This is a genomic window from Roseomonas gilardii subsp. gilardii (genome assembly GCF_023078375.1).
Classification (GTDB): Bacteria; Pseudomonadota; Alphaproteobacteria; order Acetobacterales; family Acetobacteraceae; genus Roseomonas; species Roseomonas gilardii.
This window is the reverse complement of sequence record NZ_CP095554.1, coordinates 883,976-906,141: the sequence shown is the minus strand read 5'-3', so window position 1 is coordinate 906,141 and position 22,166 is coordinate 883,976. Positions and strand designations below refer to the sequence as shown.

At 67.7% G+C, this 22,166-nt stretch carries 15 protein-coding genes and 1 pseudogene; 10 read left to right on the top strand and 6 right to left on the bottom strand.

Features of this window, described 5'->3' with window-relative positions; translation table 11 throughout:
- Positions 1–2: 2 nt before the first annotated feature.
- Positions 3–1,046, bottom strand: coding sequence for an ABC transporter substrate-binding protein (locus MVG78_RS04175; protein WP_247558463.1), 1,044 nt, complete (start codon positions 1,044–1,046; stop codon positions 3–5).
- Positions 1,047–1,233: 187 nt separating this feature from the next.
- On the opposite strand from MVG78_RS04175, the gene MVG78_RS04170 reads away from it, so the two are divergent.
- From MVG78_RS04170 to MVG78_RS04130, 9 genes are all read left to right on the top strand, one after another.
- Complete coding sequence (locus MVG78_RS04170) at positions 1,234–2,145, top strand: LysR substrate-binding domain-containing protein (protein WP_247558461.1); 912 nt, start codon at positions 1,234–1,236, stop codon at positions 2,143–2,145.
- A gap of 81 nt (positions 2,146–2,226) precedes the next feature.
- Positions 2,227–3,618: an L-serine ammonia-lyase gene (locus MVG78_RS04165; protein ID WP_247558459.1), complete on the top strand. Its 1,392-nt coding sequence runs from the start codon at positions 2,227–2,229 to the stop codon at positions 3,616–3,618.
- An 89-nt stretch (positions 3,619–3,707) separates the two neighbouring features.
- Complete coding sequence (gene mscL / locus MVG78_RS04160; RefSeq protein WP_247558457.1) at positions 3,708–4,202, top strand: large-conductance mechanosensitive channel protein MscL; 495 nt, start codon at positions 3,708–3,710, stop codon at positions 4,200–4,202.
- The gene (locus tag MVG78_RS04155; protein ID WP_247558456.1) at positions 4,202–5,341 is read left to right on the top strand and encodes a transporter substrate-binding domain-containing protein; all 1,140 of its coding nucleotides are present in this window, start codon (positions 4,202–4,204) and stop codon (positions 5,339–5,341) included. The genes mscL and MVG78_RS04155 overlap by 1 nt, the downstream gene beginning before the upstream one ends.
- Before the next feature lie 1,085 nt (positions 5,342–6,426).
- Complete coding sequence (locus MVG78_RS04150; protein WP_247558454.1) at positions 6,427–8,646, top strand: GumC family protein; 2,220 nt, start codon at positions 6,427–6,429, stop codon at positions 8,644–8,646.
- 71 nt (positions 8,647–8,717) lie between these two features.
- On the top strand, positions 8,718–10,091 hold the full coding sequence (locus tag MVG78_RS04145) for a lipopolysaccharide biosynthesis protein (protein ID WP_247558452.1): 1,374 nt from the start codon (positions 8,718–8,720) through the stop codon (positions 10,089–10,091).
- A gap of 27 nt (positions 10,092–10,118) precedes the next feature.
- Entirely contained in the window at positions 10,119–11,561 is a 1,443-nt protein-coding gene (locus MVG78_RS04140; protein ID WP_247558450.1) for a hypothetical protein, read from the top strand.
- Positions 11,562–11,663: 102 nt separating this feature from the next.
- Complete coding sequence (locus MVG78_RS04135) at positions 11,664–12,752, top strand: acyltransferase family protein (protein ID WP_247558448.1); 1,089 nt, start codon at positions 11,664–11,666, stop codon at positions 12,750–12,752.
- A 140-nt stretch (positions 12,753–12,892) separates the two neighbouring features.
- Positions 12,893–14,080 carry a glycosyltransferase family 4 protein gene (locus MVG78_RS04130; protein WP_247558446.1) on the top strand — a complete coding sequence of 396 codons (1,188 nt, stop codon included), beginning with the start codon at positions 12,893–12,895 and terminating at the stop codon, positions 14,078–14,080.
- 53 nt (positions 14,081–14,133) lie between these two features.
- Here the strand turns inward: MVG78_RS04130 and galE are convergent, their stop codons facing one another.
- Positions 14,134–15,144, bottom strand: a complete 1,011-nt coding sequence (galE, locus tag MVG78_RS04125; protein ID WP_345892858.1) for a UDP-glucose 4-epimerase GalE — start codon at positions 15,142–15,144, stop codon at positions 14,134–14,136.
- Positions 15,145–15,499: 355 nt separating this feature from the next.
- On the opposite strand from galE, the gene MVG78_RS04120 reads away from it, so the two are divergent.
- Positions 15,500–16,633 carry a glycosyltransferase family 4 protein gene (locus MVG78_RS04120; RefSeq protein WP_247558443.1) on the top strand — a complete coding sequence of 378 codons (1,134 nt, stop codon included), beginning with the start codon at positions 15,500–15,502 and terminating at the stop codon, positions 16,631–16,633.
- 79 nt (positions 16,634–16,712) lie between these two features.
- Here MVG78_RS04120 and MVG78_RS04115 read toward each other — a convergent pair.
- The 4 genes and pseudogenes from MVG78_RS04115 to MVG78_RS04100 form a co-directional block, all read right to left on the bottom strand.
- Positions 16,713–17,654: pseudogene (locus MVG78_RS04115) on the bottom strand (IS630 family transposase).
- 92 nt (positions 17,655–17,746) lie between these two features.
- Positions 17,747–18,676, bottom strand: a complete 930-nt coding sequence (gene kce, locus MVG78_RS04110; protein WP_247558441.1) for a 3,5-dioxohexanoate:acetyl-CoA acetone transferase — start codon at positions 18,674–18,676, stop codon at positions 17,747–17,749.
- Positions 18,677–18,678: 2 nt separating this feature from the next.
- Positions 18,679–19,599 (bottom strand): 3-hydroxyacyl-CoA dehydrogenase, encoded by a 921-nt coding sequence (locus MVG78_RS04105; protein ID WP_247560303.1) that lies wholly within the window; start codon positions 19,597–19,599, stop codon positions 18,679–18,681.
- 2 nt (positions 19,600–19,601) lie between these two features.
- The gene (locus tag MVG78_RS04100) at positions 19,602–22,163 is read right to left on the bottom strand and encodes a branched-chain amino acid ABC transporter ATP-binding protein/permease (RefSeq protein ID WP_247558438.1); all 2,562 of its coding nucleotides are present in this window, start codon (positions 22,161–22,163) and stop codon (positions 19,602–19,604) included.
- Positions 22,164–22,166: the final 3 nt, after the last annotated feature.

Below are 22,166 nucleotides of genomic sequence, written 5' to 3'. Positions count from 1 at the left end.
GCTCAGCGCTCGACCTCGCGCTGCCAGCGGCGCGTCCACTCGGTGCGGTTCTTGTTGATCACGTCCCAGTCCATGGTGACGAGCTGCTTCACCTGGTCCTCGCCATAGATGACGCGCTTCGCGACATCCTCGGGCAGCTTGACCTCCTTGTTGGTGGGGCCGGAGCCGTAAGAGGTGGAGAAGGCCACCTGCACGGCGGGCGAGAGCAGGTGGGCGACGAATTTCTGCGCCAGCTCCGGCTTCGGCGCGCCTTCCACGGCGCAGGTCGCGGTCATCAGCACCACCGCGCCTTCCTTGGGCCGCACGATCTCCAGCGGGAAGCCGGATTCCTTCATCGCCGCGACGCGGGAGGAGCCCCAGACGGAAAGCCAGATCTCGCCGGACTGGAACATCTCGCTCATCTTGCCCGGGCTGCTCTCATAGGCGAGCACGTTCGGGTTGATCTTCTCCCGCATCGCCTTGAAGCCAGGGGCGATGTCGTTCTCGCCGCCGCCATTGACGCGGGCCATCATCACCAGCGTGTGCAGGCCATAGGTGTTGTCGATGCCGGGAATGGAGAGGCGCTGCCTGTATTCCGGCTTCGCCAGATCCATCCAGGAGGCAGGCACCGGCAGGTTGCGCTTCTTGAAGAGGTCGGCGTTGTAGGCGATGCCGGTATAGCCGAAGCCGGTGCCCACCGCCTTGCCGTCACCCATCACCGCGATGGGATAGATGCTGCCGAGCGCCTTCTGGTCGGTGATCTTCTGGCAGAAGCCCAGCGAGACGGCCTGGGCCATCGGCCCGTCATCCAGCAGGACGACGCCGATCTCCTGCCGCCCGCGCTGGGCCTGCAGCCGCGCCAGGCTGTCCGAGGAATTGCCGGCGAGGTAATCGACCTTGACGTTGTTCGCCTTCTCGAATTCCGGGATCACGTTGTCCCGCATGATCTTCTCGTAGGAGCCGCCATAGGCCGCCACCACCAGCCGGTCCTGCGCCGAGGCCGTGCCCGCCGCGCCGATCGCCGCCCCCATCAGGGCCGTCGCCGCCAGAAGCAGTCTGCGCATCATTGTTGTCTTCCCTCCTGCCACCCTCGGAGGCCCGATCCTTTGCTGCATCTGCGAAAGGCGTATCGCTCAAAACCCATGCATCCCGGCACCGGATCGGCCCCGCATGCCTTTCAGGCTGGCATTGGCGAGAATGGAAGCGCAAATTCATATTCCTCGCGATTTCATTCCTACAGGTAGCGAACCCGCCATGACACCCCGCCGGCTGCACCAGCTGGAAGCATTCCGTGCCGTCATGCAGGGCGGTTCGGTCACGCGCGCCGCGGAGATGCTGAGCCTGTCCCAGCCTGCCGTGACCAAGCTGCTGCGGGCGCTGGAGGAGGAGACGCGGCTCGCCCTGTTCGACCGCAGCCGCCGCCGCCTGACGCCGACGCATGAGGCGCGGCGCTTCGAGGCGGAGGTGGAGCGCTTCTTCGCGGCCACCCGCCGCATGGACCGGATCGCCAATGATATGCGCAGCGCCGGGATGGGGGAGTTGCGCGTGGCCGCCCTGCCCTCCTTCGGCTTCAGCTTCGTGCCCGGCCTGCTGGCCCGTTTCGCGAAGCAGGTGCAGCAGCTTCGCGTCTCGGTGACGGTGGCCAGCTCGCTGGAGGTGCATGAGATGGTGGCGGGCGGGCTGGCCGATCTCGGCTTCGCCCTGCCGCTCTCCTCCGCCCCGGCCAGCGCCGTGGCGGAGCCCATCCGCCTGCCCGGCATCCTCGTCCTCCCGCCAGGACACCGTCTGGCACGGCGGCGGCGCGTGACGCTCTCGGAGCTTCAGGGGGAACCCTGCATCTCCCTCGGGCGCCAGTACCGTCTGCGCGATCTGGTGGACGAGCTCTTCGAGCGGCACGGCGTGGCGCCCATCCCGGTGGCCGAGACACAGAACGCCGCGGCGGCCTGCGCCATGGCGGCGGAGGGGCTGGGCTTCACCGTGGTGGAGACCATCACGGCCACGCAGTTCGCCGGGCGGGTGGTGCTGCGCCCGCTGGAGCCGACGGTGGAATTCCCGGTGAACGTACTGGCGCCGCCCGGCCGGCCCCTCGCCGTGCTGGCGGCACGGTTCCTGGAGATGCTGCGCGCCGAGGCCGCCGCGCAATCGGCCCGGGCCGGCCGGCGATAGGGACATGGCGGCCCGGCGATGTAGGCTGTCAGGCGAATGGATGTTGTCAGTGATCAGCCCTGTCAGGGAGCAACGGCCGGCGTGACCCCTTCGCGGCAGAATTTCATCGGTCTCTTCGACCTGTTCCGGATCGGCATCGGCCCGTCCAGCTCCCACACGGTGGGGCCGATGGTAGCGGCGCGGCGCTTCCTGGAGGAGGCCGCCGCCGCCGGGTTGCGGATCGCCCGGCTGCGGGCCGAGCTGTTCGGCTCCCTGGCCCTGACCGGCCGCGGCCATGCCACGGATACGGCGGTGCTGATCGGCCTGACCGGCGCCCGGCCGGAGGCGATCGACCCGGACCAGGCAGCGGAACGGGCCCGGCGGGTCCGTGCCACGCATCGTCTGCCCCTGCCGGACGGGCGGGCGATCCCCTTCGACCCGGCGCAGGACCTCGTCTTCCACATGCGCGAGAACCTGCCACGCCACCCCAACGGACTGCGCTTCACCGCCTGGGCGGAAGGGGCCTCGGAGGGTTTCGCGCGGGAATACTTCTCGGTCGGCGGCGGCTTCGTCGTCGGTGCGGAGGAGGAGACGCCCGCGGATTTCCCCGATGCGGGCCCCGGGATTCCCTATCCCTTCGCCGATACGGCGGAGCTGCTGACCCGGGCGGCGGGGGCGCGCCTGTCCATCGCCGCGCTGATGCGGGCCAACGAGGAAAGCCTGCGCCCGGCCGCCGAGGTCTCGGCCGGGATCGCGCGGCTGTGGGAAGCGATGCGGGCCTGTGTCGAGCGCGGGCTGCGCGAGGAAGGCGAGTTGCCAGGTGGTCTGCGGGTGCGCCGCCGCGCCCCGGCCCTGCGGCGCGCCCTGCAGGGGCGGGAGGGACGCAACGAGGCCGACCCGCTGATCGGCATGGACTGGGTGAACCTCTATGCCCTGGCGGTGAACGAGGAGAATGCCGCCGGCGGCCGGGTGGTGACGGCGCCCACCAACGGCGCGGCCGGGATCGTGCCGGCGGTGCTGCATTATTATGACCGCTTCGTGCCCGGCGCGGATGCGGTGGGGATCGAGGCCTTCTTCCTGGCGGCGGCGGCCATCGGCGCCATCATCAAGCGCAACGCCTCCATCTCCGGCGCCGAGGTGGGCTGCCAGGGGGAGGTCGGCTCCGCCTGCGCCATGGCGGCGGCCGGGCTGGCGGCCGCCATGGGCGGCAGCAACGCCCAGGTGGAGAATGCCGCGGAGATCGGTCTGGAGCACAATCTGGGCCTGACCTGCGACCCGATCGCCGGGCTGGTGCAGGTGCCCTGCATCGAGCGGAACGCCCTGGCGGCGGTGAAGGCGATCAACGCCGCGCGCCTCGCCCTGCATGGGGATGGCTCCCATCTGGTGAGCCTGGACCAGGTGGTGCGGACCATGCGGCAGACCGGGCTCGACATGTCGCACAAGTACAAGGAGACCTCGCTCGGCGGCCTCGCGGTGAATGTCATCGAGTGCTGAGGGGCGGCACGCACGGCAACGTGGGGTTTCTCTTCCTCCGGGAAGATGGCTAGGCTCCCGGCCGCAACAATTCCAGGAAGCGAGATTCCATGGCGATCAAAGTCAGCGAACCAGCCTGGGTGCGCGAGTTCAAGACCTTCATCCAGCGCGGCAACGTGATCGACCTGGCGGTCGGCGTGGTCATCGGCGCCGCCTTCACGACCATCGTCGGTAGCCTCGTCGAGGACATCATCAACCCGATCATCGGCCTTCTGGTGGGCGGGATCGACTTCTCCAATGTCTTCGTCGTGCTGTCCGGCGAAAGGCAGCCCTCGCTCGACGCCACGCGCAACGGCGGGGCCGCGGTGCTCGCCATCGGCCGGTTCATCAACGCCATCATCAAGTTCGGCATCGTGGCCCTGGCCATCTTCTTCCTGCTGAAGATGCTGGCCCGCTTCCACTTCACCACTGCGCTGGAGGAAAAGGCGCCGGCCGGGCCGACGCCGACCGAGAAGCTGCTGACGGAGATCCGCGACGAGCTGCGCAGGGATTCCCCTTTGCCGGTGCCGCCGCCGGTGCCACCGGCCTCGCCCAGCAACTTCTGATGCGGCCTTCCAGGCCATTGGCTTTCCTGCTGCTGGCCCTGGCTCTGGCCTGGCTGCCGCCGGGCGCCGCCCTGGCGCAGCCGGCCGGGGCACCGGCGGCGTCTCCGCCGCCAGCCCTTGCCGGGCGGGAGCTGGTGATCGGCACCAAGGAGGCGCCCCCCTTCGCGATGAAAAGCGCGGAGGGGCAATGGCAGGGCATCAGCATCGATCTCTGGCGCCATGTCGCCGAGGGGATGGGCCTGCGCTACCGCTTCGTGGAACTGGCCACGGTACAGGACCTGGTCGATGCCGTGGCGGCCGGGCGGGTCGATGCCGGGGTGGCGGCGATCACCGTCACCGCCGCCCGCAAGCGCGTCATCGACTTCACGCAGCCTTTCTATGCCACCGGCCTCGGGGTGGCCGTCCCCTCCGAGGGCGTGACGGCCTGGCTTCCGGTGCTGCGGACCTTCCTGTCCTTCAGCTTCCTCCAGACCGTGCTGGCGCTGCTCGGCATCGCGCTGGCGGTGGGCTTCCTGATCTGGCTTTTCGAGCGGCGGCACAACAAGCCTTATGGCGGCGGCGCGATGCGGGGGCTGACGGCGGGGGTCTGGTGGTCCGCCGTCGCCATGACGCAGGCGGGCGCGGCACAGGACGGACCGGTGACCACACCGGGCCGCATCCTCGCCACGGTCTGGATGATCGCCTCGGTGGTGACCATCGCGGTTTTCATCGCCGGCGTCAGTTCCGCCCTGACGACCCAGCGCCTGCAGGGGCTGGTCCGCAACGTGAACGACCTGCGGAGCGTGCGGGTCGGCGTGGTGGAGGGCTCCTCCGCCGCGGAGTTCCTGTCGGGGCAGCGGGTGAGCTGGCGCGGTTTCGCCAAGCCCCGGGATGGGCTGGAGGCGGTGCAGCGGCACCAGATCGACGCCTTCGTCTATGACCGCCCCCTGCTCAGCTGGATGATCCGGCAGGATTTCTCCAGCCTCCAGCTTCTCGGCATCAATCTCGACGTGCAGAACTACGCCGTGGCCCTACCGGAGGATAATGCGCTGCGCCGCTCCCTGGACGTGGCGTTGCTCGACTCGCTGCGGGGCGAATGGTGGCAGCAGACACTGTTCCGCTATCTCGGCTCGGCCGAGATGGAGAACGCCGGGCGGTAGGAACCGCTCCTGGCCCAGCCCCTCCATCCTGTTGCTCGCCGGGGGGCGGGTTGACATCCGCTCCCTGCCGGGATCATCGGATGCACCAGCCTGGAACGGCGGCCTTCCCGGCAAGATTTCAGCGAATTCACCGGCGGCACGGCTCCTTCCCCCGGAAGAGTTTCGGGCAATGCACGTCATGGTTGCAGTGATGAATACATGGGCACATAGGCGCAGTCATGAATACCGGAAGTAGTATTCCACATCACGAAACTCCACCTCTATATCTCCGTAAGATATTTATGAAATTCTTGCTGGAGCGATGAATTTTTTCTTTGCTGCTTTGCAGCATATGTGGTAAACAAAAAACAAATCTGATATTCTCAAGAAAAACACTTATGAATTAACTTTAATTTTGCTATATATTTTTGCTGTTCCAATCATTATCAAATAAAATAATGTAAAAAATAAATCATTTTTAGAAAATTTTCACGATTGGCATAAGATATTTCTTATTTTTCTTGATTTTGTTTTTATCTTATTTTGATTTTCGGCATAGCGACCAAACACCACACCGGCGATCCTAATACACAATGTCAGGATCGGCACCGAACAACACCGGGCAGCACGGCTCAAACTCACGAAGTTGGTATCATTAATGATACGACGTTACGATTTTTGATGTTGATTTTTGTCTCTTAACCATGCACACCCTTTTTCGAAACCCGCCCTGGCCCGGCACAACCGCCACCGGAGCCGAGACCACCCTAGGAACAACCTGGAGGCCACAAAGTCATGACCTCGCGCTTCGGCGTGCCTCTTTGCTCTCCACCAAAGAGATGCGGCGAGAATGAGGCTGGCATGTCCAGTCTCTGGTTGAATTCGGCTCGGAACACAAAGAATCCGGTCGCCGGCCCGTGCGGCACCGTGACCGATCGACTTACCGTTCCGGCCTTCGGCCGAGGTCATGATTCCAGGTCCGCCGCCAACCGGCCCGAGTGGAAGAACGTCATGCGCCCCGTCCTCGCCACCCCGCGCACCCCCGAGCGGGTCGCTCATTTGTTGGAATCGGCCCGTCCAGTGGCCATTTGCCCGGAGATCGCCGCATGAACATGCTGCCGAGTTCCAGCCAGCCGCAGAATGTCCGTGCGGAGATCGTGCAGAACGCACCGCGCGAGATGTCGATCGGCATGGTCATGCAGTCCGTCTGGCGCCACCGCTTCTTCATGCTGGTCTGGCTGGTGCTGGTGGTCGGCCTGTCCTCGCTGGTCATCTTCAACCTGCAGGCCAGCTACCGCTCCACCGCCCTGGTGGCGCTGGACACACGCCAGATCCGCTTCACCGAGGTGAGCGCCACGCTCGCCAACCCCTCGGCGCCGATGGATTCCAACGTCGTGCGCACCGAGGTGGAGATCCTGAACAGCGATGCCGTGGCGCGGGAGGTCGTGAAGGACCTGGATCTCGTCAATGATCCGGAATTCCTGCCGCAGCCCTCCCTGCTGACGCGGATCGCCGGCCGCATCCCCTTCCTGGCGAAGGTCCTGCCGGCGGCCGAGGAGGAGAAGCCGGTGGATGCGGACACGCGCCTGGCGCAGGTGGTGAACGCCTACCGGAACCGCCTCACCATCTTCAATGACGGCCGTTCCTACGTGATCTCCGTCTCCTTCGAGGCATCCTCCCCGGCCGAGGCCGCCCGCATCGCGAACCGCCACGCGGAGATCTATATCGCCCGCCAGCGGGCGGTGAAGGACCAGGCCCTGGCCAGCGCCACGAGCTGGCTGGACCGTGAGGTCGCCACCCTGTCCGACCGCCTGAGCCAGTCCGAGCGGGCGATCCAGGCCTATCGCGAGCGCAACGGCCTGCTCAGCCTGGGTGGCGGCGCCGGAGCCGGCACCCGCGCCGGCTCCACCCTGGCGCAGCAGCAGCTCGCCGACGTGGCCGCGCAGCTGGCCCAGGCCCGCGCCGACCTCGCCTCGCGGGAGGCACGGCTGCGCCAGTCCCGTGACCCGAGCACGGCCGGCAGCACGACCGAGGTGGTCAATTCCGACGCCCTGAGCCGCCTGCGCGATGCCGAGGTGCAGGCCCGCGCCAGGCTGGCCGAGGTGGCTGGCCAGGCCGGACCGAACCACCCGACCGCCCAGCCGCTGCGCGCGCAGATCGCCGAGATCCAGCGCATGATCGGTGCCGAGACGGCACGCATCCAGCGCAGCCTGGCCAACGAGGCGACCATCGCCCGCACCCGCGTGGCCGAGCTGACGCAGACCGTGCAGAACCTGCAGTCGCAGCTCGCCACCAGCGAGCGCAGCAGCGCCGAGCTGATGGGGCTGGAGCGTGAGGCATCGGCCACCCGCGCCCTGTATGAGAGCCTGCTGAGCCGCCAGAAGCAGGTGGCGACGCAGGTCGGCATCCAGCAGGCCGATGCGATCCTCACCTCGCGTGCCACGCCGGCCCTGCTGCCTGCCTTCCCGAACAAGAAGATGTTCCTGGGTGTGGCGATCCTGGTGGCTGTGGCCACGGGTGCGATGATCGCGCTGCTGCTCGACCGCCGCCGCAAGGGCTTCGAGACGGTGGAGGAGACCGAGGCCGAGATCGGCGTGCCGGTCCTGGCCGCCCTGCCCAAGCCGGCCCGCCGCAACATGACGCTGGCCAACGAGGTGGCCGACCACCCGCGCTCCATCGGCGCGGAGGCGGTGCGCACCCTGCGCAGCATGCTGGCCACGCGGGAGGGCGGCATCCCGCCGGTCCTCGCCGTGACCTCCTCGCTGCCGGGCGAGGGCAAGACCAGCGTCGCCCTGTCGCTGGCGCGCAGCCTGGCCAGCTCCGGCTTCCAGGTGCTGCTGATCGAGGCGGATTTCCGCCGCGGCGTCCTGGCCCGGACGCTGTTCAAGAAGCCGGTCGATGTCGGTGCCATCGCGGTGCTGGAGCAGCGCGTCTCGCTGGTGCAGGCGACGCGGGAGGACCCGTCCTCGCCGCTGCATGTGCTGGCCTCGGAGGGCACCAACGCCACGCCGCAGGACCTGCTGGAACCGTCGCGACTGCGCCCGCTGATCGTCGCGGCCCGGTCCACCTACGACTATGTCATCGTGGACACGCCGCCGGTCTCCGCCGTCTCCGACGCGCTGCTGATCGGCCGTTCGGTGGACGAGACGCTGCTGGTGGTACGGGCGGGCTCCACGCCCTCCGCGGCCGTGGCCGCCACGGTGAAGGCCTTCCGCACGGCGCGGCTGCCGATCGCGGGCTTCGTGCTCAACGCGACCGACCCGAAGCGGACCGGCCCGACCGGCTATCCGTCCAACCAGCTCTCGCTTTCCTACCTGAACGGCTGAAGCGGAATCCCGATGACCGCAGTGTCCCTGCCAAACTCCGTCTTCGCGTCACACCCGGAGCGTGATGCGGCATGAGCGGGCGGAGCGAAACCGGGGGGCGCCTGCTGGGCCTTCGCCAGGGTTCCACCCGGCTGGTCCGGGGCGTGCTGGGCGGGCGGGGCACCAGCTTCGCCTTCGCCCAGACGCTGCTCACGCAGTTCCTGGTGCTGGGGCTGAATGTGGGGACGGGCATCATCACCGCCCGTCTCCTCGGGCCGGAAGGGCGGGGTGCCTTCGGCGCCATCACCCTCTGGCCGACCTTCCTGTCCACCATGATCATCGGCGGGCTGCCGCTGGCGCAGGTCTACTACATGCGCAACGCGAAGCCCGAGGAGCAGGCGGAGGTGCTCGGCGCCTCCATCCTCCTGGCTTTCGTGCTGGGCCTCGTCGGCGCGGTGGCGGCGGTGGTGGCCATCCCGATGGCCATGTCCGGCCATTACCCGGCGGAAGTGGTGGCGCTGGCGCCCTATGCCGCCGTGGTGACGGTGATGTCGCTCTTCGCCGTGCTGCTGAAGAACTCCTTCACCGCGCTGGACCGCTTCGGCTCCTTCAACGCGATGAGCTGGCTGGACCCGGCGCTCTACCTGGTCTTCCTGGTGGCCGCTGCGCTCGCCATCGGGCTGACGCCGGCTGTATCGGCCTTCGCCATGTGGAGCTCGACCGCAGTCTGCCTCTGCGTGATCGCGTTCAAGCTCTGGCGCATCCTGCCGCCGCGCTTCAGCCATCCGGGCCGCTGGCTGCCGGGGCTCATGTCCTACACCGTGCGCGCGGTGGGCATCGGCACGCTGGGCAGCCTGACCTTCTACCTGGACCGGCTCTTCCTCGTGGCGGTCATCTCGCCGGAGGAGTTTGGCCTCTATCTCGTGGCCTTCAGCCTGTCGCGCCTGCTGATGGTGCTGCAGACCGCGGCCAGCGCCGTGATGCTGCCCGCCATGGCCGGCAAGTCGCCCGAGGAGGCGAGCGCCCTGCATGACCGGACCTTCCGCCTGATGTTGGTGGCGGTGATCCTGGCCGGCATCGTCGTCTGGGTGCTGGGCGGTCCGGCGCTCTCCCTGCTCTATGGCAAGGAGTTCGGCGCTGCGCATGCCCTCTTCCTGGTGCTGGTGGTGGAGGAAGCCTTCTCCGCTCTCGCGCAGGTCACGAGCCAGCTCTATCTGGCCATGGGCCGCCCCGGCTATGTGTCCATCGCCCAGGTGGCCGCCTTCGTCACCCTGGGCCTGGGGCTGTTCCTGCTGGTTCCCGTGATGGGTGCCATGGGGGCCGCGGTGGCGGCCACCATGTCCTCGCTGGTGCGCATGATCATGATGCTGGCCGGCATGCCGCGTGTCCTTGATCTGCCCCGTCCCCGCCTTTCCGTGCTCCCGGCAGAACTGCTGGGCTATGCGCGGAAGTTCGCCCGGTCCTGACCGGGCACAGAAACGAGGTCCGCTGGCGTGTCGATCACCTTCACTGCCGCAAGAAGCCGCTATTCCCGCCCGACGCTGGATGACCGGCTGGCCGATCCGGGGCTGCTGAGCCTCGGCGCCTTCCTGTCGGTGTCGGCGGCGCTGCTGATCCCGATCGTCCTTTATCTCGGCGGCGCCGCACCGCTGGCCCGGATCCTTTATCCGGCCCTGGCGCTGTTCCTGGGCGGCTTCCTCTACCTGCACCGCTCGCCCTGGTATGTCGGCTACACGATCCTGCTGTTCTGCTTCGCCTCACTGGTGCGGCGCCTGGCCGACTACCAGGGCGGCTTCCAGGTCTCCAGCCTGATCCTGACCGCGCCCTACCTGATCTGTATGCTCGGCGCCTTCTCGGCGCTGCGCTATCTGGCGCCGGGGCGCAACCCTTATACGGGGCCCTTCGTGGCCATCCTGTGCAGCATCGCCTATGGCGCGCTGCTCGCCGTGCTGCAGGACCGCTTCATGCTCGGCATGACCGACCTGCTGAAATGGGCGTCCGGGCCGCTGATCGCGCTCCATATCCTGTCGCAGTGGCAGCGTGGCGCCGCCATGCGGCAGGTCATCACCTCCACCCTGCTGGTGGCGGCACCCGTCATGGGCATCTACGGGCTGATGCAGTTCATTTATCCCACCCCCTGGGATGCGGAATGGGTGAACAACGTCCGGCTGCTGGGTTTCGATTCCGTCGGCGTGCCTGGCGCCTTCTCCCTGCGCGTCTTCGCCACCATGAACTCGCCGGGCTCCATGGCGGCCTATCTGATGGTGGCGCTGCTGATCGCGATGAGCCGCCCGTTCAGCATCTCGGTGCCGGTGATGATCACCTGCGCCCTCGGCCTCGCCCTGGCGCAGTACCGCACGCTCTGGGGCGCGACCTCGCTCGGCCTGGTCCTGCTGCTCCTCTGGGGCACACCGCAGGAGAAGATGCGGATCTCCCTGGGTGCCATCGTGCTGGTCTTCAGCGCAGGCTTCCTGGCCTTGATCCCGGAGATGCAGTTCGCTCTCGAGCAAAGGCTGAATTCACTCAGCAATCTCAACTCTGATGCGAGCGGCGCCGAGCGCCTCATGCAATATGCGCGATTCTTCATCGACAACGACAACCTGCTGCTCGGCGATGGCTTCGGGCTGAACTACTACGCCAGCATCAGCGGCACGGGGAGCGCTGTGGTCGACAGCGGCCTACTGGACAGCTTCCGCGCCCTGGGCATCTTCGGCGGTAGCTGCTACTTCATCAGCCTGTTCATGCTGATCCTGGCGACTTTCCAGTCCGATCCGCAGCCTGGCTCCAAACTTTATCTCTATCGTGCACTGGTGATCATCGCTTTCATCCAGCTTCCGCTCGGCGCTATCCATATCGCCGAGGTCGGTGTCCTGAACTGGATCATGCTCGCCACCGCCCTCACCTTCACGGCCAGCCGGATTAGGATGGCTTCGTGACGGCCAATGGCCGCATGATGGGGGCGTGAAACAGGTGGGGGTTCCTCGGTCATGACGAACGCATTGCCCGCGACATCCCACCGGATCGAGTGGATAGAGGCCATGCGAGGACTCGCGGCCGTGCTGGTCGTGCTGTTCCATGCGCAGGTCGTCGTGGGCCACGAGCCTGTCGGCGGGATCATGGAGCGCATCCTGTCCAACGGGGCCCTCGGCGTGGATATCTTCTTCGTCCTGAGCGGCTTCATCATCACCCTCGTCCATCAGGCGGATCTCGGGCGGCCGGACCGCTGTCCACGCTATCTGTGGCGGCGCTTCTCGCGCATCTATCCCGCGGTCTTCATCATGAGCACCCTGGCCCTGGCCACCTATCTGACGGGTGCCCATGCCAGCGAATCGCAGAAGCTGGATACCTGGAGCGTGGTGGCAAGCTTCCTGCTCCTGCCCCAGAGCGGCATCCCGCTGGTCAATGTGACCTGGACGCTGGTCTATGAGGTTTTCTTCTACGCGGTCTTCGCGCTGGCCATCCTGAATCTGGGCCTCGGCATGGGGCTGATCCTGCTCTGGCAGGCGCTCATCGTGCTGCTTCATCTGATCAGCGCCGACCTGACCTCGCCCTGGGCGCAGTTCCTGCGGCCACAGGCCCTGGAATTCGGGATCGGCGTGCTCTGCGCCTGGCTGGCCCTGTCGCCGCGGCTCCGCAGCACCGGCCTCCCTGGAATTCTCCTGCTGGCCCTGGGCTGCGGCGGCCTGTTCTGGCTGATCGCGCTACGGGCGCCCGAGCCCACCAACACCTTCGACTTCCACACCGCCATCCTCGCCGGCGGCTTCTCCGGCGCGGCGCTGCTGGGTGGCACCCTGGTGGAATGGCGCGGGATGCTGCGCATGCCGGCCTTTCTGGTCATGCTCGGCGCCATCTCCTACTCGGTGTATCTGGTGCACTTCAGCACGCTGGTGCTGATGGGGAAGTTCATCTGGAAGTACGGCCTCATGCCGGCGGGCTTCCAGGTCCCGGTGATCCTGGCGGCTTCGGCCGTCGCGATCCTGATCGGCTATGCCTTCCACCATCTCGTCGATACGCCGCTGCAGCAGGCGGCGCGCCGTTTCGGGCAGGCCTATTTCGGCTCCCCGAAGGCGAAGCTCACCCCCGCCTGGTCCGCCGCGGCGCCCGACACCTCCGACAGGCTGCGCTGAGCGATGCCGGCCCGGAATCCGCCCGTACCGGGCACCCCCTTCTTGCCAGGACCGGTCCGCTCCGGCCGATGGCCATCGCGGGCCATGCCCATGGCCACGGCCCTCCCGGCGGAACCGCGACGTCAGTGAGGCGCTGATCCATGACCACCCGGAAGCCCACCATCTTCATCGTGCATCCGTCCGACCTGCTGACGGATCACCGCCTCTACGGGGATGGGCTGATCGCCTGCGGCTTCCTGCGCGAACTCGCGAACCGGGGCTATCGCCTGCATGTCGCCTGTCAGGAAGTGGACCTGAAGGAGCCCATGCCGGGCAACGTGACCTTCCACCCGATCAAGCAGTCCTGGCCCGGCCCGCTGAAGCGCCTGGAATACATGGTCCGGACGCGGCTGTTGCTGGAGAAGCTGCGCAAGGAAGAGACGATCGACATCGTCCACCAGATGAATCCCGTCTTCGTCGGGCTCTCGCTCGGCATGGTGGGATGCGGTCTGCCGGTGCTGCTCGGCACCTATGTGGCGCGCTGGCCGGACCAGAACCGCGACAGCCTGAAGGTACGCCTGGAAAGCGGCGTCCGCTGGGCGATCTGCTTCCTGCAGCAATGGCAGGCGACGAGCCTGATGCTGACCACCCCGGCGGCGATGGACCGCATCGCCGTGCCCGGGATGGTGAAGAACAAGATCATCACCATGCATCACGGCATCGATGCCGAGCTCTTCTCCCCCTCCGGCGAGGCACCCGAGAAGGGACCGCTCAGCATCCTCTTCTACACCAGCGTCGCCCGCCGGAAGGGCATCTTCGACCTGATCAGAGCCTTCGAAATCGTCGCCCGCGAGGTGCCCGAAGCCACGCTCAGCATCATCGGGCGGGGCGACCACTGGGAGGAGGTGAACGCGATGATCGCGACGCTTCCCTGCCGCGACCGGATCCACACCAAGGGCCATGTCCCCCGCGACAGCTCGGTGGAGTTCTTCCGCCAGCACGCGATCTACGTCCTTCCCTCGCATGGCGAGCCTCTCGGCACGACCGCGATCGAGGGCATGGCCTGCGGCAAGCCGCTGGTGGTGACGAACACGGGCGGCCTGCCCTATCTCCTCCCGCCCGACGGCTCCGGCGGCTTCATCGTGCCGCAGGAGGACCCGGCGGCCATGGCCGAGGCACTGCTCAAGTTGCTGCGCTCGCCGGAGATGCAGCAGCGCATGGGCGCCACCAACCGCGCCTTCGTCGAGAAGCACTATGCCTCGACGAAGGTGGTGGACAGGCTGGAAGAGGTCTATGCCGGGCTGGCGACGGAGCGCCGTTCCGGTGCGCCGGTGCCGCTGGCGTCCTGACCGCCCTGCCCGGCGGCGGGGCTGGCCGGGCCAGGGTCCAGGCTAACCCGGCCTCAGGGCCGGCTTTCCGCCGCCAGCGCCTCTTCCCAGTCCAGCGCGCTCCGGATGATGAAGTCCAGGGTCTCGTAGCGCGGCCGCCAGTCGAGCGTCCGCTGCAGGCGATCGACGGCAGCGACGAGGGAGGGCGGATCACCCGCGCGGCGCGGCGATTCGACGATCGGCAGCGGCGCGCCATTCACCCGCTCCACCGCCGTCAGCACCTCCCGCACCGAATAACCCCAGCCATAGCCGCAGTTCATGGTGAGGTTGACCTGGTTCCGCAGGATATGGCGCAGCGCCGCGACATGGGCATCGGCGAGGTCCGAGACATGCACATAGTCGCGCACGCCGGTCCCGTCCGGCGTCGGATAGTCCGTGCCGAAGATCTCCACCTTGTCGCGCTTCCCGGTCGCCACCTCGCAGGCCACCTTGATCAGATGCGTCGCCTGGTGCGAACGCTGTCCCGCCCGCCCGGCCGGATCGGCGCCCGCGACGTTGAAGTAGCGCAGCGTCACCGTGGAAAGCCCGAAGGCCCGCGCGACATCGAGGATCATCCGCTCCGCCGCGTGCTTGCTGGAACCGTAAGGGGTGATCGGCTCGCAGGGCGCATCCTCGGGCACCGGCAGCGTCTCGGGGATGCCATAGACCGCCGCGGTGGAGGAAAAGACGAGATGGCGGACACCGCTGCGCAGACAGGCGCCAAGGGTGGCGGCAACCCCGCCCACATTGTTGCGCCAGTATTCCAGCGGCTGCTCGACGCTCTCCGGCACGATCTGGAAGGCCGCGAAATGCATCACCGCCGAGACGCGGTGACGCCGCATCGTCTCCGCCATCAGATCCTCGTCGCCGACGGAGCCCTGGACGAAGGGGATATCCGCCGGCACCGCCTGACGGAAACCGGTGGACAGGTCATCCAGCACCACAGGCGCGAAGCCCGCATCGCGAAGGGCGAGCACGGCATGGCTGCCGATATAGCCGGCGCCGCCGGTCACCAGGACGCTGCCCATCTCTTCCCGATCCTTCACTGGGATATCCGTTCCTCGCCTGTCGCCGGGTCCTTCTGCGCTGGAAAGGACGGAAACGTCATCTCCCGGAGCACGACACCCTGGCCATCGCCGTGATAGCGGGAAAGCCGTTTCGCGAGAGGCAGGATAATTGGACGGAGTCTCATGTTTCTCATAAAATGGCAATTCATGCGATGATCCGGCGTGCTGTGCGCCGGCGGGCACCTGTCGCGATGCGGGTTGCTCGACATCCCAGCCCCGGCAGCCCGTGGCCTGCCCCTTATCGCCGGAGTTCTTCCATGACAGGAATGTCTCTCCAACGCCGTTCTGGCATGCAGCAATCCCCCAGCCCCCGGGACAAAGGCGTAGCACATCCGTGACACAGCGCATCTTCCAGGTCGGCAGCGGCTGGTTCCCGGAACACAAAGGCGGCGCCGAGAACGTCTTCTACAACCTCTATCTCGGCCTGGAGAAACTGGGCTTCGAATCCCGCGGCATCGTTCCCGGCAAGGGGCGGGCCGAGATCGACACGCAGGGCCGCTTCCGCAGCTTTCCGGCCGATGCGTCGATGCTGAACCGCGCCCGCGCGATCCGCGCGGCGGCCAGCGAGTTGCTGCGGCCCCGCCCCGCGCTCGCGACCTCGCATTTCGCGCTCTACACCCTGCCCATCCTCGATAAGCTGCGCGGCCTGCCACTGGTGGTGCATTTTCATGGTCCCTGGGCGCTGGAAAGCGCGGCGGAAGGGGCCGGCAGCCATTCCGTGCGCGTCAAGAAGCTGATCGAGACAGCAGTCTATCGCCGGGCTCAGCGGGTGATCGTGCTGTCGGAAGCTTTCGGCCGGATCGCGCAGGAGCATTACGGCGTGCGGGATTCCGCGTTGCGGCTGGTGCCGGGCGGCGCTGATCTCTCCACCTTCACCGCGCAGGGCAGCCGCGCGGAGGCGCGGACCCGGATGGGCTGGGTGCAGGACCGGCCCGTGCTGCTCGCCGTGCGGCGCCTGGTGCGGCGCATGGGGCTGGACCGGCTGATCGAGGCCATGGCGGCCCTGCGCCAGAAGCAGGTGGACGCCGTGCTCTACATCGTCGGCAAGGGCCCGGAACGGCTGGCGCTGGAGGAACTGGTGCGCCGGCATGGGCTGGAGGATACGGTCCGCTTCGCCGGTTTCGTTCCGGACGAACTGCTGCCGGTCGCCTACCGGGCCACGGATCTCGTCGTCGTCCCCACCGCGGCGCTGGAGGGCTTTGGCCTGATCGCGGTCGAGGCCCTGGCCTCGGGCACGCCGGTCCTGGTGACGCCGGTCGGCGGCCTGCCGGAGGTGGTTTCCGGCCTTTCGCCCGATCTGGTGCTGCCTGGAAGCGATGCGGACAGCATCGCCTCGGGACTGGCCGCGGCGCTGACCACACCGGGGCGCCTGCCGGACGAAGCGGCCTGCCGCCACTATGCCGAGAGGCATTTCGCCTGGCCGGTGATCAGCGAGAGGATCGCTTCCGTCTATCGCGAGCTGATCTGACGCAGCCGCCCCGCCCCATGAGGAGGCCGGCCTGCCGCCGGTCCTCCCTGGGCTGTGGGAAAGCTAGAGTCTGTCAGGTTCAAATAGAAGCATAGCCGGCATGGCGGAGGTATGCGGCGCATTCGTCGGCGGTGAAGGTCAAGAGCAAGTCGCCGATCTTGCGCCAGGTGGCATCGATGGAGCGTTCATCGGCCTTTCGCAGGAGGGTCTTGAGCTTGGCGAAGACCATCTCGATCGGGTTGAGGTCGGGGCTGTAGGGCGGCAGGAAGAGCAGCCTGGCACCGACGCTCCGGATCGCATCGCGGGCTGGTTTTCCCTTATGACTGCCAAGGTTGTCGGCGATGACGATGTCTCGCGGCCCGAGGGTCGGCAGCAGGAACTGTCGCACCCATGCTGTGAAGGACAAGCCGTTGATCGGTCCGTCGATGACGCAGGGGGCGACGATGCGATCGTGCCGCAATCCGGCCAGGAACGTCAGCGTCTTCCAGTGCCCGTGCGGCACCTTGGCCAGGAGCGGCGCCCCGCGCAGGCTCCAGCCTCGTGTGCGGGTCATGTTGGTCTTCACCCATGTCTCGTCAATGAAGACCAGGCGGGCCGGATCAAACCGATGTTGACGGGTCCGCCAACGGGCCCTCAGACGCGCCAGGCTCGGCCGTTCCGTCTCGCTTGCCAGCAAAGTTTTTTTTGAAGGTGAGGCCTTGGCGGCGCATAAAACGCCAGACCGTGTCATGCGACACGTCGATGCCGCCGGCCTTCAGGTCGGCGGCAAGTGCCCGCACGGTCCAATCCGACTTCGCCGCAAGGCGGCTGGTCAATGCTTCGGTCGCATCCAGCAGTCTCGGCCGACGATTGCCCCCACCTTGCGGGCCGCCAGACCATGCCCGGATCGGGCAAGTTGACCAATCCGTACCGCACTGGCGACCGAGACGCCAAAGCGTTTCGCCGCTTCTCGAACCGTCGACCCACCAGCCAACGCAGCTGCCACACGGATCCGCAAATCCAGGGAAAGGGCTCGAGCCATCGCCGCTGGCCTCCCATCCAGCAGCCATCTTGAATCACGGCCGCCCCGCGTCGCAGAAGTCAATTCTCGATTCAGAAACAATCTGACAGACTCTAGAACCCCACGCGGTCTCCACCCTTGAGCGACAGGATCTCCCGCGCCTCGTCCGGGGTGGCGACATCCAGGCCGAGGCCCTCGATGATCTGCCGCACCAGCCGCACCTGCTCCGCATTGCTGGCGGCGAGCTTGCCCGGCCCGGCCCAGAGGCTGTCCTCCAGCCCGACGCGGACGTTGCCGCCCATGGCCGCCGCCATGGCCGCGATGGGGAGCTGGTTGCGCCCGGCACCGAGCACGGACCAGCGATAGTTGTCGCCGAAGAGCCGGTCGGCCGTGCGCTTCATGTGCATCACATCCTCCGGATGCGCGCCGATGCCGCCCTGCAGGCCGAAGACCGTCTGGATGAAGAGCGGAGCCTTCACCAGCCCGCGGTCGAAGAAGTACTTCAGGTTGTAGAGATGAGCCGTGTCATAGCACTCGAACTCGAAGCGAGTGTCGTTGCCGGCACAGGTGGTCAGGATATACTCGATCTGTCCGAAAGTGTTGCGGAAGATGATGTCCTTGTTGGCGAGGTAGCTCCGCTCCCACTCATGCTTCAGGTCCTTGAAGCGGTCGAGCATCCCGAACAGGCCGAAATTCATCGAGCCCAGGTTCAGCGAGGCCACTTCCGGCTTGAAGGTGGCGGCGGGACGGACGCGCTCCTCGATGCTCATGGTCGGCGCGCCGCCGGTGGTCAGGTTCACCACGCAGTTCGTGCGCTGCTTGATGACCGGCAGGAACTTCGCGAAGGCGTCCGGCGTCTGGTCCGGCTCGCCGGTCTCCGGATTGCGTGCGTGCAGGTGGACGATCGCCGCCCCGGCCTCGGCGGCGCCGATCGCGGCCTCCGCGATTTCCTCCGGTGTCACCGGCAGGTGCGGCGACATGCTCGGCGTATGGATCGCGCCCGTGACGGCGCAGGTGATGATGACCTTGCGCTTGGTGGCCATGCTCAGCGTGTCTCCTGTTCCTGCTTGTGTGCCCGCAAGGCGGCGAGGCGCGCGTCGCGCCACTGCATCCGCTCGGGCAGGTCGTCACGTCGCGGCCATTGCCGCATGATCTCGCCGGTCTTCGCCTCGTCGAAGACCTCCGGCCCGGCCGGATCGGCGGCGAGGCGTCGGTAGAAGCCGGTGTAGCGGGCGCAGTAGTCGGGGATGCCGCCCGGCGCGTTCAGCTCGATGGTCGCGAAGGGGCCGAGGAAGCTCCAGCGCAGGCCGAGCCCGTCCGCCACCGTGCGGTCCAGATCCTGCGGCGTGACATAGCCTTCCTCGACGAGGCGGAAGGCCTCGGCCAGCAACGCACCCTGGAGGCGGTTGAGCACGAAGCCCTCGATCTCCTTCAGCACCGTGACCGGCACCTGGCCGATGGAATCGTAGATCTCCCGCGCCCGCACCACCACGGTGGGATCGGTCCATCCGGCGCCGGAAATCTCCACCACCGGCACCAGATGCGGCGGGTTCACCGGATGCCCGATCAGGCAGCGCGCCCGCCCCGGCAGATCCTCGGTGAAGAGCGAGCAGCGGATGGCGGAGGAGGAGGAGGCGATGATGGCCCCGCGCGGCGCCAGAGCGTCGAGTTCGCGGAACAGTGCCCGCTTCACCTCCAGCACCTCCGGTCCGTTCTCCTGCACGAACTCCACGCCGTCGAGCGCGGCGGCGAGGTCCTTCGCCGCCCGGATACGGGCAGCCGCCCCTTCCGGGTCCTGGCAGAGCCCGTGCTCCGCCAGGTTTCCCAGCCCCTCGGCGCAGAGGGCGCGCGCCTTCTCCGCCACGCCCTCCACCGGGTCCCAGAGCCGGACCTCCCAGCCCGCCCGGGCGAAGATCATTCCCCAGGCGCGGCCGATCAGGCCGCTCCCCGCGATGCAGACACGCATGCTCACAGCCACAGCACCTTCCGACGCAGTTCCTCGTCCTCGCGCAGCAGCCGGGATTCACCGAGCCACTGCACCGCGCCGCGTTCCAGCGCCACGGTCCGGTCCGACAGGGCCAGGGCGAGATCGAGATGATGATCCACGATGATGATCGAGACTTCCTGGCGCAGCCGGTCGAAGCACTCGAACAGCTCCTCCGTCACCGCCGGGGAAAGTCCCTCGAAGGGCTCGTCCAGCAGCAGCAGCCGCGTGTCGCCGGACAGGGCCCGGGCCACCGCCACCATCTGCTGCTCGCCGCCCGAGAGACGGTCCGCCGCGACGTTCCAGCGCTCGCGCAGCCGTGGGAAGAATTCGAGCACACGCTCCTCCTCCCAGTGCACGCCCGCGCCGGTCAGGCGCTTGAGCCGCCCGAGGCCGAGATTCTCGCCCACGGTCATGCCGGCGAAGAGACCGCGCCCCTGGGGCACGAAGCCCATGCCGCGCCGGGCGATCCGGTCCGGCGGCAGGCCCGCGATCTCGTCGCCGCCCAGCGCGATCCGTCCGGAGGCCGGGCGCGCCGTGCCGATCAGCGTCTTGAGCAGGGTGGACTTGCCCGCGCCGTTGCGGCCGAGCAGGGCCACGATCTCGCCCTGCCGCACCGTCAGCGTCACGTCGTTCAGGATATGCGACTTGCCGTAGAAGGTGTTGACCTTCTCCATCACCAGCAGGTCGCGTTCCGTCGCGGCGCTGACACGCGGCTTCGCGGCCACGGCATCCGCGCCGGAACCGAGATAGACCGCCTGCACCCGCGCATCGTCGCGCGCCTGTTCCACCGTGCCATCCACCAGCACGGCGCCGTCGGCCATCACCGTCACCCGGTCGGCCATGCGGAAGACACGGTCGATGTCGTGTTCCACCAGCAGCACGGGAATGTCGGCGGAGAGCGACTTGATCAGGTCGCCCACACGCTCCCGCTCCGCCGCGGCGAGGCCGGCCAGCGGCTCGTCCAGCAGCAGGATGCGCGGCTTCGTGGCCAGGGCCAGCCCCATGTCGAGCAGCCGCTGCCCGCCATAGGAAAGGCTGCCCGCCTCCGCCCGCTCCACGCCGGAAAGGCCCGTCCAGCGCAGTAGCTCCTCCGTGTCCCGGCGCAACTCGGGGATGGATTCCGCGTCGCGCCAGGCGTTGAAGCGGGCCGGGTGCCGCGCCTGAACGGCGAGGCGGATATTCTCCTCCACCGACAGGCCAGGGAAGAGGTTGGTGATCTGGAAGCTGCGCCCCAGCCCGGCCTGGGTGATGGCATGCGGCTCCATGCCGTCCACCCTCTGCCCGTCCAGCATCACCCGCCCTTCATCCAGCGGGAACATGCCGGAGAGCAGGTTGAAGGCCGTGGTCTTGCCCGCGCCGTTCGGGCCGATCAGCGCGTGCAGGCGCCGGTCCTCCACGGCGATCGATACCCCCTGCACCGCCTTCACCGGGCCGAAGCTCTTGCGCATCGCCTCGGCGGACAGCACCGGCCCCGCCACGGCGCCCTCGCGGATGAAACGCGCGGGGATGCGGCCGCTGGCCCCGGCGCGGCGGGCGGACATGGCGGCGCCTTCCGTGGCCTCGCGCCGGAAGGGCTTCAGCAGGCGCTTGCCGATGCCCACCAGCCCGTCCGGGGAGAAGAGGATGAAGCCGACGAAGAGGAGTCCGAAGACCAGCAGCCAGTTCGCCGTGTAGATGCTCAGGAACTCGCGGAACAGGATGTAGAAGAGCGCGCCCAGGGCCGGCCCGAGGAAGGAGCGCATGCCACCGATGACCACCATGGCCAGGAGCTCGCCCGAGAAGGCGATGGCGATGGGATCGGCCGAGGCGAAGCGGTGGTTGTAGACGCTGAGCACCCCGGCCAGGCCGGTGATCGTGGCGGACAGCGCGAAGGCCACCAGCTTGTAGCGGTTGGTGCTGTAGCCGATGAAGCCGGCGCGCTGCTCGTTCTCGCGGATCGCCACCAGCACCGTGCCGAGCGGCGCGCGGCGCAGGCGCCACAGCCCGAGCAGCACGGCGAAGCCCACCACGGCCACGACGGCGTAATAGGCGTAGGGGTCGTCCAGCACGGCATAGCGCCGCACGTTGCCGAGCCCGTTCTCGCCGCCGGTCAGCTCGGTCCAGCGGAAGGCGATGGCGAAGAGCATCGCGGTGAAGGCCAGCGTCAGCAGCGAGAAATACACGCCGCGCCGCCGCAGGATCAGCGCCCCCGCGACCAGCGAGGCCGCCGCCACGATCACCAGCGCGCCCAGGCCCGGCAGCAGCATGTCCGCCGGCAGGAAATGCCGCTGCAGCAGCGCCGCCGCATAGGCGCCGATGCCGAACCAGGCGCCATGGCCGAAGGAGACCAGTCCGGTCCAGCCGACCAGGATGTTCAGCCCCATCACGGCGATGGCGAAGACCACCACATCCGTGGCGGTGGTCATGGTGAGGCCGATCGCCTCCATCAGGAAGGGCAGCGCCACCAGCATGACGGCGGCCGCCAGGAGCTGCGCCAGCGGCCCGGCGGCGCCGGGGCGGCGCAGCGCCGGCGGATTCAGGGTGGAGGAGGTGTCGAGAGGCATCAC